The organism is Streptomyces sp. NBC_01476 (assembly GCF_036227265.1).
In the GTDB taxonomy this organism is placed as follows: Bacteria; Actinomycetota; Actinomycetes; order Streptomycetales; family Streptomycetaceae; genus Actinacidiphila.
Map to the genome: position 1 here is coordinate 8,284,306 of NZ_CP109446.1, position 14,574 is coordinate 8,298,879.

Sequence of the window (14,574 nt, forward strand, 5' to 3'; positions counted from 1 at the left end):
CTTAATCGAACAGACTAGTCCGACCGATTAAGGAGGTGCGACCGGGCGCCGCCGGACGGCGGCTACTGCTGGATCTGCCCCGGCCCGTACACGTGGAAGGAGCTGGTGTGCGGTTCCTTGATCGAGCGGTAAGGGACGGTGAAGGTGAGGACCTGCGAGGTGGAGCGCTTGATCGCCCACAGCGTCGGGTCGGCGCCGCGGGACCGGTCCCAGGCGATGGCCTGCCCCTCGACCTGGGGGAGCCGCACGGTGGCGATCCACCTGAGGTCGGACCCGGCGTCCGGGAGTTCCGTCACATATGCCTCGTCCAGGCCGTGACCGGTGATCCACAGCCGCCCGTCCGGGCCCCAGGAGCCGCCGGAGTTGCTCATCGGCTTGAAGCGGTCGAGGATCTCGTGCGGCACACCCCACGCCTGCTGGACCTGGAAGGCGTCGTCCATCTTGACGATCTGGGTGTTGTCGGTGCCGCCGTACGGCTGGGTCTGGCCGTCCGGGACCTCGTCGTAGTTGGCGAAGCCGCCGTACCAGGCGCCGTCGTGGCGGTCCAGCCAGGTCAGCGAGCCGCGGAAGATCCCGAAGCTGTGGGTGCCGATGTGCCGCATCGTCCGGGTGTCGAAGATCTCGACCGAGCTCTCCTCCGGCGCGCTGTCGTAGTCCGAGGTGGCGACGTAGAGCTTGTCGCCGACCACGGTCGCGCTGTCCATGTGGATGATCGGACCGCTGTCGTCCGACACGAACTGGAGCACCGCCTTGCCGGTCCTGCGGTCGTACTTGGTGATGCTCTGGTTGTTCACCGCGTAGAAGAACTTCGCGTCCACGGCCACCCCCTGGTGGGCGTCCGCCGCGGAGAAGGTCTTGTCCGGGGTCGCGGTGAAGGCCGGGGGAGCGGTCACCCCGGCCGCCGCCGGGGCCCCGCGCACCGCTGACGCCGGGGCGGACGCCTGCGCGGTCACCAGCCCGGTGCTCCATGCCAGGAGGCCCGCGACCGCCATCGCCGCCACCGCGCCGGTGATCCTGCCTGTGCTGTTCATCGCCATCACCCTCCGAGTCCGCCATGTGCTGCTGTCAGCCCGAGACACTGACCGGCGGAGAACTCCCGCGCGCGAACGTGGCCCTACGCCGCGGTGAATGCCCTCGGACGAGGCGCGTCGCGCGGGAGGCGGGCGAGCGGGCCGGAGCGCGGATTTCTGTTATCCGGCGGCCCTGCCTGCGGTCTCCGGTACATGAGGCACGCAATGACACGCAGGCGGCACCGGGCGCGGTCGTCGTCCCGCTGGCTGGCCGCGATCGTGGCGGCGGTGGCCGCGGTGGCGGTCATCTCCTGGATCTCCCAGCCGTCCGGGTCCGACCGTACGCAGACCGCCGACGGGCGGACCACGGCCGCCGCGGGACCCACCGCGGGGATCCCGTCGGGGCCCGGGTCCGAACCGGGCGGCACCGGCCGGCCCAGCCCGTCGGGCACCGCGGCGGCGGGCAGCGCGGGCGAGGCGGCGCGCGGCATTGTCCGTACGACCCCGCCCAGGGCGACGCCCAGCCGCACCCCCGCCGCCGGCGCCGGCGCGAAGGCGGTCCAGCCCCCGGCGGCCCCCGCCGGGCAGCGCAGCATCACCGTCGTCAACCGGACCCAGCAGACCGTCTGGGCCGTCGTCACCAACACCTCCGCGGCCTACCCGGGCGGCCGCAGACTCCAGCCGGGGCAGAGCTTCTCGCTCACCGTCGGCAACTCCTGGGGCGGCCGGATCTGGGGCAGGACCGGCTGCACCGGCGACGCCGCCGGCACCTGCCTGACCGGTGACTGCACAACGACCTGCGGCGGTCCGACCACCCCGACCACCCTCGGCGAGTTCACCTTCAACGCCTACGCCGGCATGGACTTCTACGACGTCAGCATGGTCGACGGGTCCAACCTGCCGATGTTCATCAACATCTCCCACACCTCCAGCACCGACCCGGTCTCCTCCTCCGGCTGCTACCAGGGCACCTGCACCAGCCCCATCGACTGCCCGAGTGCCATGCAGGCGAAGAACGGCGGCCAGGTCATCGGCTGCGAGCCGCCGTGTGCGGCCTTCGGCGGCGACACGTACTGCTGCCGCGGGGCCTGGGCGGGCCGTGACAACTGCGTGCCGGCCAAGTGGCCCGTCGACTACACCCAGGTCTTCAAGAAGGCCGAGCCGTACGCCTATTCGTACGCCTTCGACGACTCCGCGACGATGGCCTGCAAGGGGGCCTGCTACTACCGGATCACCTTCGGCACGAGTTAGCGCCACCGGCCGGGAAAGCGCCGGGCGGAGGGGCGGGGACGGCCCGGCGACGTGCTGCCGGGTCCGCTGCGCATTCCGGTGTCCGGCGCGGGATGATGAAGCATGACCGACTCGCAGCAGGCACTCTTCGACAGGCTCGCCGCCCGCGTAGCTGCCCGGGCTGATCTGGACCTCGACACGGCCAAGGCCGCCGTGGACGAGGCGCTCGTCCAACGGGGCGCGTATCTGGCGATCGTACGTGCGGAGGTGGCCGCGATGATCGACGAGATCAAGCGGCCCATGACCGATGCCTACCAGGCGATGGGGCAGGCGCTGCACCGCGCCGTCGATGCCGCGGCGACCGCCGACGCCGTGCCCGACTCCGCCGGGAGCGAGGTCCGTGAGGACATCAGGGACCACGACCGGGGCCTGCGGATGGCCGCCCACCACCCCGATCTGGTGGAGCTGGACCGACTGCTCAACGCGCTCTACGAGCGGCCGGAGCCGGGGACCACGGCATGAGCGAGTACGCGAAGGAGTCGTACCTCGGCGGCCGGGTCATCCTCGGGCCGGAGTTCCTCGACGGCACCGGCCAGGTCTACCTCGCGGTCCCGGACGCCCTGCACCTCGACGGCACCGAGGCACGGGAGTTGGCGGCGGCGATCCTCGACGCGGCCGACGACGCCGACGCCCGGCAGCACCGCCGGAACCCGGCGGTCTGAATTTGCCGGTCACGCAACCGGGCAGGCGCGGCGAGTGCCGCGCCTGCCCCGGGTGTCCGCGGACGCTGGGTGACCCGGTGACCGAGGAGCGTCAACAACCGGCAAGTGTCGACACTTCAACGTAACTTTTCGTTGGCGACGCTATGGACATCGAGTTTCGGCACTGTTTGAATCCGAGTGTCGACACTTCGCCTCGGGACGCGGGTGATCGGCACAACCTCGAGGAGGAGGTACCCGTGAACCCATCGCGCCGAAAACTCGCCGTGGAGGACCTGAAGCTCGGGCACTGGTCGCGAAGGAGCGGTTCGTTCGCCCTCGCCTGTGACGGACTCACCTTCGACGTCGAGGAGAACGAGTTCGTCGCCATCGTGGGACCCAGCGGCTGCGGGAAGACCACCTTCCTGACCGCGCTGGCCGGCCTGACACCGGTGGAATCCGGGCGGCTGGCACTCAACGGCCGGCAGATCACCGGCCCCGCCCCGGACCGGTCGCTCGTCTTCCAGCAGGCATCCCTCTTTCCGTGGCGCGATGTCGCCGCCAACATCGAGTTCGGTCTCAAGGCACAGGGCCGCCTGGACGCCAAGGGCAAGGCCCGCGTCGCCGAACTGGTGGAACTGGTCGGCCTCGCCGGCAAGGAGGGCACGTACCCGCGCGAGCTCTCCGGCGGCATGAGCCAGCGGGTCAACCTCGCCCGCGCCCTGGCCACCGACCCGGACCTGCTGCTGCTCGACGAACCCTTCTCCGCGCTCGACGCCCAGACCCGCGAACTGATGCAGGAAGAGCTCACCCGCGTCTGGCAGGCGGACGCCGCGAGCACCGGCAACACCGCCGTCTTCGTCACCCACGACGTACCGGAGGCGGTCTTCCTCGCCGACCGGGTCGTGGTCTTCTCCAGCGGCCCCGCCCACCTGGTGGAGATCGTCGACGTGGACCTGCCCCGCCCGCGCCGCGCCGACGTCAAGCGATCGCCCGCGTTCCAGGAGATCAGCGACTACATCCTCGGTCTCGTGATGAGCCAGAACCAGTCCGGCAGGAGGACAGAAGACCATGACAGCAACGCATCTGTCGCCGGCTAGGACGCGCTCCGCGACCCGCGCGCCGGGGATCGGCCGCCGCAGGCTCTTCGACCGGTACCTCAATCTCGTCCTCGGCGTGGTCGGCCTCGCCGTCGCCCTCGCCGTCTGGCAGATCTGCGCCTCGACCGGCGTGGTCGACTCCAACTTCAGCAGCTCACCGTCCGGCGCCTTCAGCGCCCTGGTCGACTCCTTCAGGACCGGGGACGTGTGGTCGCCGCTCGGGTCGACGCTGTCGATCGTCGCCTGGGGCATGGGCATCTCGATCGTCGCGGGCATTCCGCTCGGCCTGCTGATCGGACGCAACCGGGTGCTCTACGGGCTGACCGATCCGCTGATCAGCATCATGTACTCGGTCCCTTACGTGGTCTTCCTGCCGATGCTGATCTTCTGGTTCGGCATCGGGGAGAACGCCCGCATCGTCATCGTGGTGTGGAGCGCGCTGTTCCCGCTGCTGATCAACGTCATCGCCGGCGCCCGCAACCTCGAACCCAGCCACCTGCAGGTCTCCCGCGCCTACTGCGCCTCGCGGCTGATGACCCTGCGGGCCGTCGCCTTCCCCGCGACGCTGCCCTACATCCTCGCCGGCGTACGGCAGGCGGTGGGCCGCGCACTGATCGGTGCCATCGTCGCCGAACTCTTCATGGGGTCCGAGGGCCTCGGCTACGTCGTCCAGCTCAGGACGTCCAACTTCCAGATGGACGACGCCATGGCCTCGATCGCGGTCATCGCGGTGGTCGCCATCGTGCTCACCCACGGGGTCGCCTACCTGGAAAGGCGCTTCACCTTCTGGTCGGGCACGGACTGAGGGAGAGCCGCCATGCGCACAGCCAAGCTCCTCCCGCTGCCGCTGGGACTGGTCCTCGCGGCCGCCGTCTCCGGATGCGCGGGACAACTCCCCACCTCCAGCATGAAGATGACCGTCGGCTACACCGCGATCGGCGCGGCCTACTCCGACCTCTACGTCTGCGAGGACCAGGGGGTCTTCAAGAAGAACGGCCTCGACGTCAAGCTGACCCTGCTCAACAGCTCCTCGCAGCTGGTCGCCGCACTGGTGAGCAACAGCGTGCAGATCGGGGTCGGCGCCACCACCTCCACCGCGGCCGGCGCCATGAACCTCAAACACGTCGACCTGCGGTACATCGCGCTGCCGATCTCCAGCTACTACCTGGAGATGTGGGGCAAGCCGTCGATCGGCTCACCGGACGCGGTCAAAGGCAGGAAGATCGGGCTGAGTTCGCCCGGTTCGCTCGGCGACGCGGCCCTGGACGCGATGGTGAAGGCCAAGGGATGGGCGCCCAACGACGTCCACAAGGTCTACCTCAAGAGCACGCCGGCCGAGGTCTCCGCGCTGAAGAACGGCGCAGTCGACGCCATCGTCACCCAGCCGCCGACCGGCACCCAGACCCGCTCCCAGGGCTTCAAGAAGGTCATGGACTTCACCCAGTACCCGACCGCCGCCAACGCCTACACCGTCAAGACCGACTACGTGGACAAGAACGAGCCGGCCGTGCGCGCCTTCGTGAAGTCCGAGGCCGAGTGCCTGGCGATCCTGCACAACGACAAGTCCGCGGCCATCGCCAGCATCGAGAAGCACAGCGGAAACGACAACGCGTCGCTGGCCGAGTACTCGTACGACTTCTTCGACCGGCTGTGGGCCAGGACGCCCACCGTCAGTCCCGCGCTGGTCCGGCAGGCCTTCGCCGTCACCGCGGACAAGGGCATCGGCAAGATGCCCGCCAACACGTCCCAGTACGTCGACAACTCCTTCGTCGATCAACTGCGGAAGTCCGGTTACATCGCGTCGCTCTACAAGTGAGCGCAACAACACAGCAGGACAGGAGGTGAGTGGCGTGGGTTCCCTCGACGACGTCAACGATCTGCGGAGCTGGCTCGAACTCGCTCATGAACTCGGCGAGGTGCGCACCATCACCGGCGCGCACTGGGACAAGGAAATCGGTGCCGCCTCTGAGGTCAACTACAAACGCCCGTCGCCGCCGGCCCTCCTCTTCGACGACATCGAGGGATACCGGCACGGGCAGCGCGTCCTCACCGCCAGCATGGGCAACGCCCGCAGACTCGGCATGACCCTGCGGCTCGGCACCGACCTGGACGACCGCGGCCTGGTCGAAGCGCTGCGCAGCCGCCCCGGCGAGTGGCTGGAGAACGCCGGCAAGTACGCGGTCGACGTGGTGGGTTCAGGACCCCTCTGCCAGAACGTGATCACCGCGGGTGACGCCAACCTGCTGGACTTCCCCGTGCCGAAGTGGCACGAGTCGGACGGCGGGCGCTACGCCGGCACCGGCTGCGCCGTCTTCACCACCGACCCGGAGACCGGCGTCCTCAACGCCGGCGCCTACCGCATGCAGGTGCAGAACGGCGGGCGGGCCGCCAGCGTCAACATGGAGGCGGGCAAGCACGGCGCCGCCCACGTCCGTGCGTGGTTCGCCAAGGAAGGGCGCGCTCCCGTCACCGCCTCGCTCGGCCACGACCCGCTGCTGCTCGTCGTCGCCGGCACCGAGGTCCCGGCCGGCGTGTCCGAACTCGAGTACGCGGGCGCCGTGATGGGCCGCCCGGTCGAGGTGATCCGCGGCGAGGTCACCGGCCTGCCGATCCCCGCCCACAGCGAGCTGGCCGTGGAAGGCTGGCTCTACCCCGACCGCAAGGAGCAGGAGGGGCCGTTCGGCGAGTGGACCGGCTACTACAGCGGCGGCACCGAAGCCGTGCTCACCATGGACATCGAGCGGATCTACCACCGCGACGACCCGATCCAGCTCGGTGCCCCGCCCGGAAAGCCGCCGCACGACTACTCGTACATGCGCAGCGTGATGAAGTCCGCCATGATCCAGGACGCGCTGATCAGGTCGGGACTCCCGGGCGTCGAGGGAGTGTGGGCCCACGAGGTCGGCGGCGGACGGCAGTTGCTCGCCGTCGCCATCCACCAGAGCTACGCCGGCCACGCCCGCCAGGCCGGATACCTCACCTCGCAGCTGCCGTCGGCCGCCTACATGAACAAGTTCGTGGTCGTGGTGGACGCCGACGTCGACCCGCGCAGCCTCAACGACGTGATGTGGGCGGTCTGCACACGTACGGATCCGGCCGACGACATCGAGACGATGCGGCAGACCTGGGGCAGCCGGGTCGACCCGCTGCGGGCACCGGGACTGCCCCCGTTCAACACCCGCGCCGTGATCGACGCCTGCCGCCCCTGGACCCGGCTGAAGGACTTCCCCCGGGTGGCGGAGGCGAGCCGGGAGCTGGTCGACCATGTGGTGCGGCGCTGGCCGGACGTCCTGGGCGGCACCTGGTGACGGCAGAGACCGCGCCGCCGGTCGCCGCCTACGGGTACCCGTCGATCAGCGACGGCACCCGGCGGCAGGAACTGCTGCGCATCCTCAAACGGAGCGTCGCCAGTGACAGCATCGCCGACGAGATCGCGGTCGCGGTCGCCACCGAGATCATCGAGGGCCGCCTGTCACCCGGCGACGACCTCAACTCCGTCGACCTGGCACGCACCTTCCGCAGCAGCCGCACCCCCGTCCGGGAGGCGCTGCTGGTCCTGGAGCGCGAGGGGTTCGTCGAGATCGCCGCCCGCCGCAGGCCGCGGGTCGCCCGGCTGGCGATCCGCGAGGTGCGCGAGCTCTACAGCCTGCGCGCCCACCTGTACGCCGTGGTCAGCCGCACCGTGGTCAAGGTCGCCAATGACGCCGACCTGGCCGGACTACGGGCCCATCAGCGCGCATTGGAGAGCGCCGCCGCCGAAGGGGACGTCGACCGCTACTTCTGGGCCAACGTCCGCTTCCGCAACGCCGAACTGGAGATCGCCCGCGACATCACCCTGCGCCGCGTCCTCGACACACTCGGCCTGCGCGCACTGCAACTGCGCCATCTCAGCCTCGCCCAACCCGGCCGGCTGGAGCCCTCGCTCGGCGACCACGCCCGCCTGGTACGCGCGTACGAGGACCGCGACGCCGGGCTCGCCGCCGCCCTCACCCAGTCACTGGTGCTCAGCGGACTCGCGGCGATCGAACGCTCGGGGTGGACCGGGAACCAGCCATGACGCTCCGTCAGCACCCCGCACCGCCGGCCCAGCCGACCCGAAGGAAGGTCATGGCAGTCCCCGTTCGCTTCACCCTCAACCACGAAGACGTCGAGATCCACGTCCAGGATCCCGCCGCCACCCTGCTCGACGTGCTCCGCCACGACCTCGGCCTGACCGGCACCAAGTCCGGCTGCGCCATCGGCTACTGCGGGGCCTGCACGGTCATCGTCGACGGCCAGGCGGTCCCGGCCTGCCTGCAGATGGTCGGCCTGCTCGACGGCCGCGACGTACGGACCATCGAGGACCTCAGCGGCCCCGACGGCCTCGATCCGGTCCAGAGCGCCTTCGTGAAGTGCGCCGGGCTGCAGTGCGGATTCTGCACCCCCGGCCATGTGATGGCGCTGCGGGCGCTCCTCGACGAGGAACCCGACCCTGGCGAGGAGCGGCTGCGGCAGACCGTGGACGGCAACTACTGCCGCTGCACCGGATACGTGAAGATCCTGGACTCGGCGCGTATGGCCGTATCCCTCGACCAGGCCCTCACGAAGGAGGCGCGCTGATGACCACGACGCACGCGCCGGTCACCGAACTCCCCCTGGACCGCGCCGTACTGCCCCCGGTGATCGGCAGCGCGGTCGAGCGGATCGACGCGGTGGAGAAGGTCACCGGCAAGTCCGTCTACGCGGCCGACACCCGGATCCCGCGGATGCTGCACGCGGCCGTGGTCCGTTCACCGCACGCCAGCGCCCGCGTCCTGGCGGTCGACACCTCCCGCGCCGAACGGGTGCCCGGCGTGCACGCGGTCATCACCGGCGCCGACACCGCACACGTCAAGTGGGGGGCGTTCCGGCCCGACCTCTACCCGCTCGCGGTCGAACGGGTCCGCTACGTCGGCGACGAGATCGCGGCCGTCGCGGCGGTCGACCTGGACACCGCCCGGTTCGCCGCCGAACTCATCTCCGTCGACTACGAAGTGCTGCCCGCGGTCCTCAGCCTGGACGCGGCGCTCGCCGACGGTGCGCCCCTCGTCCATGACGACGCGGCCGGCAACATCGCGCACGAGTTCGCCTTCGACCGCGGCGGCGCCGAGACCTGGTTCGAGCGCAGCGACGTCGTGGTCGAAGGCGTCTGGGAGAGCACCCGCCAGTGGCACGGCTCCATCGAGACCATCGGCTGCACCGCCGAATGGTCGCAGGACCGGGTCACGATGTGGGTGAACACCCAGACGCCCTTCCTGGCCCGGCAGCGCTACGCGACGGCCCTGGGTCTTCCGCTGCGCGCGGTCCGGGTCGTCCAGACCGAAGTCGGCGGCGGCTTCGGCGGCAAGTCCGGCGACGACAACACCTCGGTGATCTGCGCCATCCTGGCCCGGAAGACCGGGCGCGCGGTGCAACTGGTCAACACCCGCGAGGAGGAGTTCCTCGCCAGCCGACCCCGTATCCCGATGCGCTACCACGTCCGCCTCGGCTTCACCTCCGACGGACTGGTCACCGCCAAGGACATCGACCTCGTCGCCGACAACGGCGCCTACACCGGCAAGGCCCAGGCCGTCCTCGGCGCGGCCACCGTGCGGCACGACGCCCTCTTCAACTACCGTGCGGTGCGGGCCCGTTCCCGTCTCGTCTACACCAACCTGGTGCCGACCGGGGCCTTCCGCGGCTTCGGAAACCCCTCCGCGGACTGGGCCGTCGGCCAGGCGTGGGACCTCGCCGCGGCCGAACTCGGCATCGAGATACCCGACCTCTTCCTGCTCAACGCCGTCGAGGCCGGCAGCGTCTCCCCGCACAACCACCGGATCAGCAGCTGCGAGCTCAAACAGTGCATCCGCCGCGCCGCCAAAGCCATCGGCTGGTACGACAAGCGGGCCGCCCGCGTCCCCGGCCGGGGCCTGGCGATGGGTGTGAGCGTCCATGTCTCGGGCCGGCGCAGCTTCGGCGACTACGACGGCAGCTCCGCGATCGTCCGGCTGACCGAGGACGGCCGCGCCGCGGTCATCGTCGGCGAGGGCGAGATCGGCACCGGCGCGCGGACCACGCTGGCGCAGATCGCGGCGGCCGAACTCGGCCTCGCTGTCGCGGACATCACCGTCTCGCGGCCCGACACCGACCTCACCACCCACGCCCTGGGCGCGCTCGCCAGCCGCGTCACCTATGTGGCGGGCAACGCCGTGAAACGCGCCGCCGAGCAGGCGTGCGAGCGGCTGCTGGACGCCGCTTCGCGGCAGCTCGGCCGCCCGGCCGCAGAACTGTGGGTGGCCGACGGCGTGGTGCACGCCCCGGCGGGGCCGGACGACGAAGGACCGGTCCGTCTCCCCGTCGGCACGGTCGTCCGCGCCGAGCTCTACCGGCCGAACGGCGAGCCGATCGTCGGGCTCGGGTCCTTCGACAACCCGTCGGAATTCCCCGACCAGTTGCGGTACGGCAATGAGTCCGGTGCCTACAACTTCGTGGCGGAAGCCGCGGAGGTCGAGGTCGACCCGGCCACCGGCGCGGTGACCGTACGGGAACTCGCCGCGGCCGTCGACTGCGGGACGGTCCTCAACCCCCCGCTCGCCCAGGGCCAGGTGGAGGGCGCCATCGCGCAGGGGCTCGGCATGGCGATCACCGAACGCTTCGACTGGGACGCCGGGGCGCCGACCCGCCCGAGCTTCACCGACTACAAACTCCCGACCGCGGGGATCATGCCGGAACTCCACATCGAGTTCGCCGACTCCTACGAGCCCACCGGGCCGTTCGGCGCCAAGGGCGTCGGCGAGATCGCCCTCGACCCGGTCCCCTCGATCGTGGCGAGCGCGGTGGCCGACGCGGTGGGCGTACGCGTCCACGAACTGCCGATCACCGCCGAGAAGATCTTCTGGGGCATCCAGGAACGCGCCGCGGCGGCCGGCGGCGAACCGGCCGGCCGTCCCGGTGACGGGCCCGGTGCTGAATCCGCGGCCGGGCCGGCCGGCGGGACCGACGAGGGAAGCGACCACCGATGACCACGCTCCACCACGACCTGGCCGCCACTGATGCCCCCCGCACGCCGGTCACCATGACGACCCCTGGCTCCCTCGGTGAAGCGCTCGCCCTGCTCGCCGGCGGTCAGGCCGCCGCGGTCGGCGGGGGCGTGGGCCACACGCTGGCCCGCCAGGCCCGGCGCCCGCCCCGGGCCACCACGCTGGTCCCGGTCGCGTCCCTGCCCGAACTCACCGCGGTCACCTGGTCGGACGACCACGTCACCGTCGGAGCGGGCCTGCGGCTGAGCGCCGTCGAGGCCGACACCCGCCTGCGGGCCGCCTGGCCGGTGGTCACCGAGGCCGTCGGCTCGGTCGCCACCGCCCGGATCCGCCGGATGGTGACCCTCGGCGGCAACATCGCCGCCGCCGACGACAGCCACGACCCGCCCGTGGCACTCGCCGCGGCCGGCGCCCTGCTCACCGTGCGCAGCGCCCGGTCCACCCGCACCCTGCGGATCACGGATGCGGCCGACCTGCGCGCCGGGGAACTGATCCAGGACATCCGGCTGCCGCTGCCCGCCCACGGCCAAACCGGCTCGGCGTACGAGAAGTTCCTCGTCCGCGGAGTGTGGGAGTACGCCTGCGTCAACGTGGCCGCCGTCGTGCACCTGGACGACTCCGGCACGGTGGAACGGCTCACGGTCGCCGTCGGATCGGTCACCGGCGGCCCCGTCCTGGTCGACCTCGCCGGCCTGCGGGGCGGCACCGTGGACAGCGCCCTGACCGAGGAGGCCGCCCGGCGCGCCGCGGCAGGCACCCGGCCCTACGGCGACGTGCGCGGCTCCGCACCCTACAAGTCCCGGATGATCGCCGAATTCACCCGCCGGGCCGTCACACGAGCGGCGCTGCGCGCCGCGGAAGGAGCCGGCCGATGACCGCCACCCCCGTCCACGGCGAGGCCACGACCCGGGACGGCGTCACGCTGTCCTACACCCGCCACCCGGCCCCCGAAGGTGCCCCGCGGATCGTCTTCGTCCACAGCCTGGCGCTGGACCGCTCGCTGTGGTCCGGAGTCACCGCCGCACTCGACGGCCGAGCGGAGACGGTCACCTACGACTGCCGTGGCCACGGCAGGTCGGGGAAGCCCGCCGGACCGTACACCACCGGGCAGTTCGCCGACGACCTCGCCGATCTGCTCGACCACCTCGGCTGGGCCGACACCGCCGTGGCGGGCTGCTCGATGGGCGGCTGCGTCGCGCAGGCCTTCGCCGCCCGCCACCGCGACCGCACGCGGGCCGCGCTCTTCATCGACACCACCGCCTGGTACGGCCCCACCGCCTCCCAGGACTGGGCCGGCCGGGCCGCCGCCGCGCGGGAGAAGGGCCTGCCTTCCCTCATCCCCTTCCAGCTCACCCGCTGGTTCGGCGACGCCTTCCGCCAGGCACAGCCGCAGCTGATGAACCGGCTCACCGAGGTCTTCACCGCCAACGACTCCGACGCCTACCAGGCGACCTGCACCATGCTCGGTGCCGCCGACCTGCGGCAGTCCGCGTCCTTGATCCCGCACCCGGCCGCCGTACTGGTGGGGGAGGACGACCAGGCCACTCCTCCGGCGATGGCCCGGGACCTCGCGGACCGGATCGGGGACGGCCCCGCCGTGGTCGTCCCCGGCACCCGCCACCTCACCCCCTTGGAGAACCCCGCGGTCGTCGTGGACGCCCTGACCCGCCTGCTCGACCGCGCGGCAGCCGGGAGCCGGTCATGAACGGCCCCATCAGCGGCCCGGTGGGCGCCCCTGCCGGCGGCCCCGCCGGCCCCGTGGTGGATGTCCACGCCCACCACGTCGGCGCGCCCGCGATCGAGCGCATCCAGGCCGAGGGCGCCGCCCATGGCGTGCGGATCGTCAAGCAGGAGACGGGAGTGCGGGTCGAGGTGGCCGGCCGGCTCAGCGGTCTCCCGCTGATCCCCCCGCTCAGCGATGTGCCGGCCCGTCTCGCCTGGATGGACGCGGCGGGCGTCGACGTCCAGCTCGCCGCACCCTGGATGGACCTGGCCGGCTACGAACTCGACGGACCCGACGGCCTCTGGCTCGCCCGGGTCCAGAACGACTCGCTGGCCGCTCTGGTGGCCGGGCACCCCGACCGGTTCCGGGCCGCGGCCGCCGTACCGCTGCAAGAACCCGGCCTGGCCGCCGGCGAAGTGCGCCGGGCGGTCGGCGAACTCGGCCACCGGGCGGTGCAGATCGGCGCCCGGGTCGGCGAACAGGGGCTGGACGACGCCCGCTTCGATGTCTTCTGGGACGCGGTCGAAGAGCTGGACGTGCCGGTGATCGTGCACCCGGCCGAACTCGACGTGCCCGAACGGAGCAGACGGCTCTTCCTGCACATCCTGGTCGGCAACCCCGCCGAGACCACCTTCGCCGCGGCGGCCCTGATGCTCGGCGGGGTGCTGGAGAACCATCCGCGGCTGCGGGTGCTGCTGGTGCACGGCGGCGGCTTCGTACCCTTCCAGATCGGCCGGCTGGACCGCGGCTTCACCGCCGCACCGCCCGCCTTCCGCGCCCGGGGCAGCCTCGCCCCGCGCCGGCTGCTGGACCGGCTCTGGTTCGACTCGGTGCTGCACGACGACGACGCGCTGCGGCACCTGGTGGACTTCGCGGGCGCGGAGCGTGTCGTGCTGGGCAGTGACTACCCGTTCCCGATGCGCCTTGACCGGCCCGTCGGCGCGCTCGACGCGGCCGGCCTGGACGGCAAGGACCGCGACACCGTCACCGCCGCGGCCGGTCTCCTCGGCACCCTCAGCCCGGTGAACCCGGCCACCCCGAGCGCTCCACCGCGGCCAGCCCCCGGCGGACGATGGACTGCGTGAGGGCGGCGGCCAGTTCGGCCTCACCGTCGGCGTACGCCCGCACCAGCCTGCGGTGGTCGTCCGCCGACGTGTCGAGGCGCCCGGGCAGCGACAGGCTCAGGTGCCGCAACTGCAGGGTGCGCACCCCGACCGAGTCCAGGACGTTGCGGACCGTCTCGTTCCCGGCCAGCCGGGCCTCGGTGTTGCGGAACTCCACGACGAGCCAGAAGTACCGCTCCAGGTCCCCGGCCGCCGCGGCCTCCTCCAGCCGGGCCTGGATGCCGTGGAAGACCTCGATCTGCCCGGGCGTGGAGTGTGCGACCAGCCGCCGGCTCACCAGGCCGTACAGCTCACCGCGCAGCTCGTACATCTCGCGGACCTCGGTGAGCCCCAGCCGGCGCACCCGGGGCCGCTTGCGGGCGGCGATCTCGACCAGCCCTTCGCGCTCCAGGGTCTGCAGCGCCTCACGGACCGGGGTGCGGCTGCTGTTGAACCGCCGGGCCAGCTCGACTGAGTTGAGGTCGTCGCCGGGCTTGAGCCGGCCCTCGACGATCCCGGAGCCGATCGCGACCAGGATCTGCGCGCTGACACTGTCCATCTCCTCGGACCGCCCCAGCACCCGCAGGATCTCCCGCTCCCCGGCCGTCAGCGCGGGTCCGGCCGGCTTCCCGCCGTCGACCGCCATCGTCACGCACCGCCTCAACCCTCGTCG

General features: G+C 71.6%; 15 protein-coding genes. 13 read left to right on the forward strand and 2 right to left on the reverse strand.

Features of this window, described 5'->3' with window-relative positions; all coding sequences use genetic code 11:
- Positions 1 to 62: 62 nt before the first annotated feature.
- Entirely contained in the window at positions 63 to 1,031 is a 969-nt protein-coding gene (locus OG552_RS35905; protein ID WP_329140329.1) for a hypothetical protein, read from the reverse strand.
- 204 nt (positions 1,032 to 1,235) lie between these two features.
- On the opposite strand from OG552_RS35905, the gene OG552_RS35910 reads away from it, so the two are divergent.
- From OG552_RS35910 to OG552_RS35970, 13 genes are all read left to right on the forward strand, one after another.
- The gene (locus OG552_RS35910) at positions 1,236 to 2,261 is read left to right on the forward strand and encodes a thaumatin family protein (RefSeq protein WP_329140331.1); all 1,026 of its coding nucleotides are present in this window, start codon (positions 1,236 to 1,238) and stop codon (positions 2,259 to 2,261) included.
- Between the two features lie 102 nt (positions 2,262 to 2,363).
- The gene (locus OG552_RS35915; protein WP_329140333.1) at positions 2,364 to 2,762 is read left to right on the forward strand and encodes a hypothetical protein; all 399 of its coding nucleotides are present in this window, start codon (positions 2,364 to 2,366) and stop codon (positions 2,760 to 2,762) included.
- A complete protein-coding gene (locus tag OG552_RS35920) occupies positions 2,759 to 2,962 on the forward strand; it encodes a hypothetical protein (RefSeq protein WP_329140335.1) in 204 nt (67 codons plus the stop codon). Before OG552_RS35915 ends, OG552_RS35920 begins: the two co-directional genes overlap by 4 nt.
- 236 nt (positions 2,963 to 3,198) lie before the next feature.
- On the forward strand, positions 3,199 to 4,038 hold the full coding sequence (locus OG552_RS35925) for an ABC transporter ATP-binding protein (RefSeq protein WP_329140336.1): 840 nt from the start codon (positions 3,199 to 3,201) through the stop codon (positions 4,036 to 4,038).
- Entirely contained in the window at positions 4,010 to 4,843 is an 834-nt protein-coding gene (locus OG552_RS35930) for an ABC transporter permease (protein WP_329140338.1), read from the forward strand. The genes OG552_RS35925 and OG552_RS35930 overlap by 29 nt, the downstream gene beginning before the upstream one ends.
- Positions 4,844 to 4,855: 12 nt before the next feature.
- Positions 4,856 to 5,854: an ABC transporter substrate-binding protein gene (locus OG552_RS35935; RefSeq protein WP_329140340.1), complete on the forward strand. Its 999-nt coding sequence runs from the start codon at positions 4,856 to 4,858 to the stop codon at positions 5,852 to 5,854.
- 34 nt (positions 5,855 to 5,888) lie between these two features.
- Complete coding sequence (locus OG552_RS35940) at positions 5,889 to 7,346, forward strand: UbiD family decarboxylase (RefSeq protein ID WP_329140342.1); 1,458 nt, start codon at positions 5,889 to 5,891, stop codon at positions 7,344 to 7,346.
- Positions 7,343 to 8,095 (forward strand): GntR family transcriptional regulator, encoded by a 753-nt coding sequence (locus tag OG552_RS35945; RefSeq protein WP_329140344.1) that lies wholly within the window; start codon positions 7,343 to 7,345, stop codon positions 8,093 to 8,095. Before OG552_RS35940 ends, OG552_RS35945 begins: the two co-directional genes overlap by 4 nt.
- Before the next feature lie 50 nt (positions 8,096 to 8,145).
- Positions 8,146 to 8,637: a (2Fe-2S)-binding protein gene (locus tag OG552_RS35950; RefSeq protein ID WP_329140346.1), complete on the forward strand. Its 492-nt coding sequence runs from the start codon at positions 8,146 to 8,148 to the stop codon at positions 8,635 to 8,637.
- A complete protein-coding gene (locus OG552_RS35955; protein WP_329140348.1) occupies positions 8,637 to 11,057 on the forward strand; it encodes a xanthine dehydrogenase family protein molybdopterin-binding subunit in 2,421 nt (806 codons plus the stop codon). The genes OG552_RS35950 and OG552_RS35955 overlap by 1 nt, the downstream gene beginning before the upstream one ends.
- Complete coding sequence (locus OG552_RS35960) at positions 11,054 to 11,950, forward strand: FAD binding domain-containing protein (RefSeq protein WP_329140350.1); 897 nt, start codon at positions 11,054 to 11,056, stop codon at positions 11,948 to 11,950. Before OG552_RS35955 ends, OG552_RS35960 begins: the two co-directional genes overlap by 4 nt.
- Positions 11,947 to 12,780, forward strand: coding sequence for an alpha/beta fold hydrolase (locus tag OG552_RS35965; RefSeq protein ID WP_329140352.1), 834 nt, complete (start codon positions 11,947 to 11,949; stop codon positions 12,778 to 12,780). The genes OG552_RS35960 and OG552_RS35965 overlap by 4 nt, the downstream gene beginning before the upstream one ends.
- Positions 12,777 to 13,883, forward strand: coding sequence for an amidohydrolase family protein (locus tag OG552_RS35970; protein ID WP_329140354.1), 1,107 nt, complete (start codon positions 12,777 to 12,779; stop codon positions 13,881 to 13,883). Before OG552_RS35965 ends, OG552_RS35970 begins: the two co-directional genes overlap by 4 nt.
- Here the strand turns inward: OG552_RS35970 and OG552_RS35975 are convergent.
- Complete coding sequence (locus tag OG552_RS35975; RefSeq protein WP_329141375.1) at positions 13,813 to 14,547, reverse strand: GntR family transcriptional regulator; 735 nt, start codon at positions 14,545 to 14,547, stop codon at positions 13,813 to 13,815. The two genes, OG552_RS35970 and OG552_RS35975, sit on opposite strands and share 71 nt — an antisense overlap.
- Between the last annotated feature and the right edge of the window lie 27 nt (positions 14,548 to 14,574).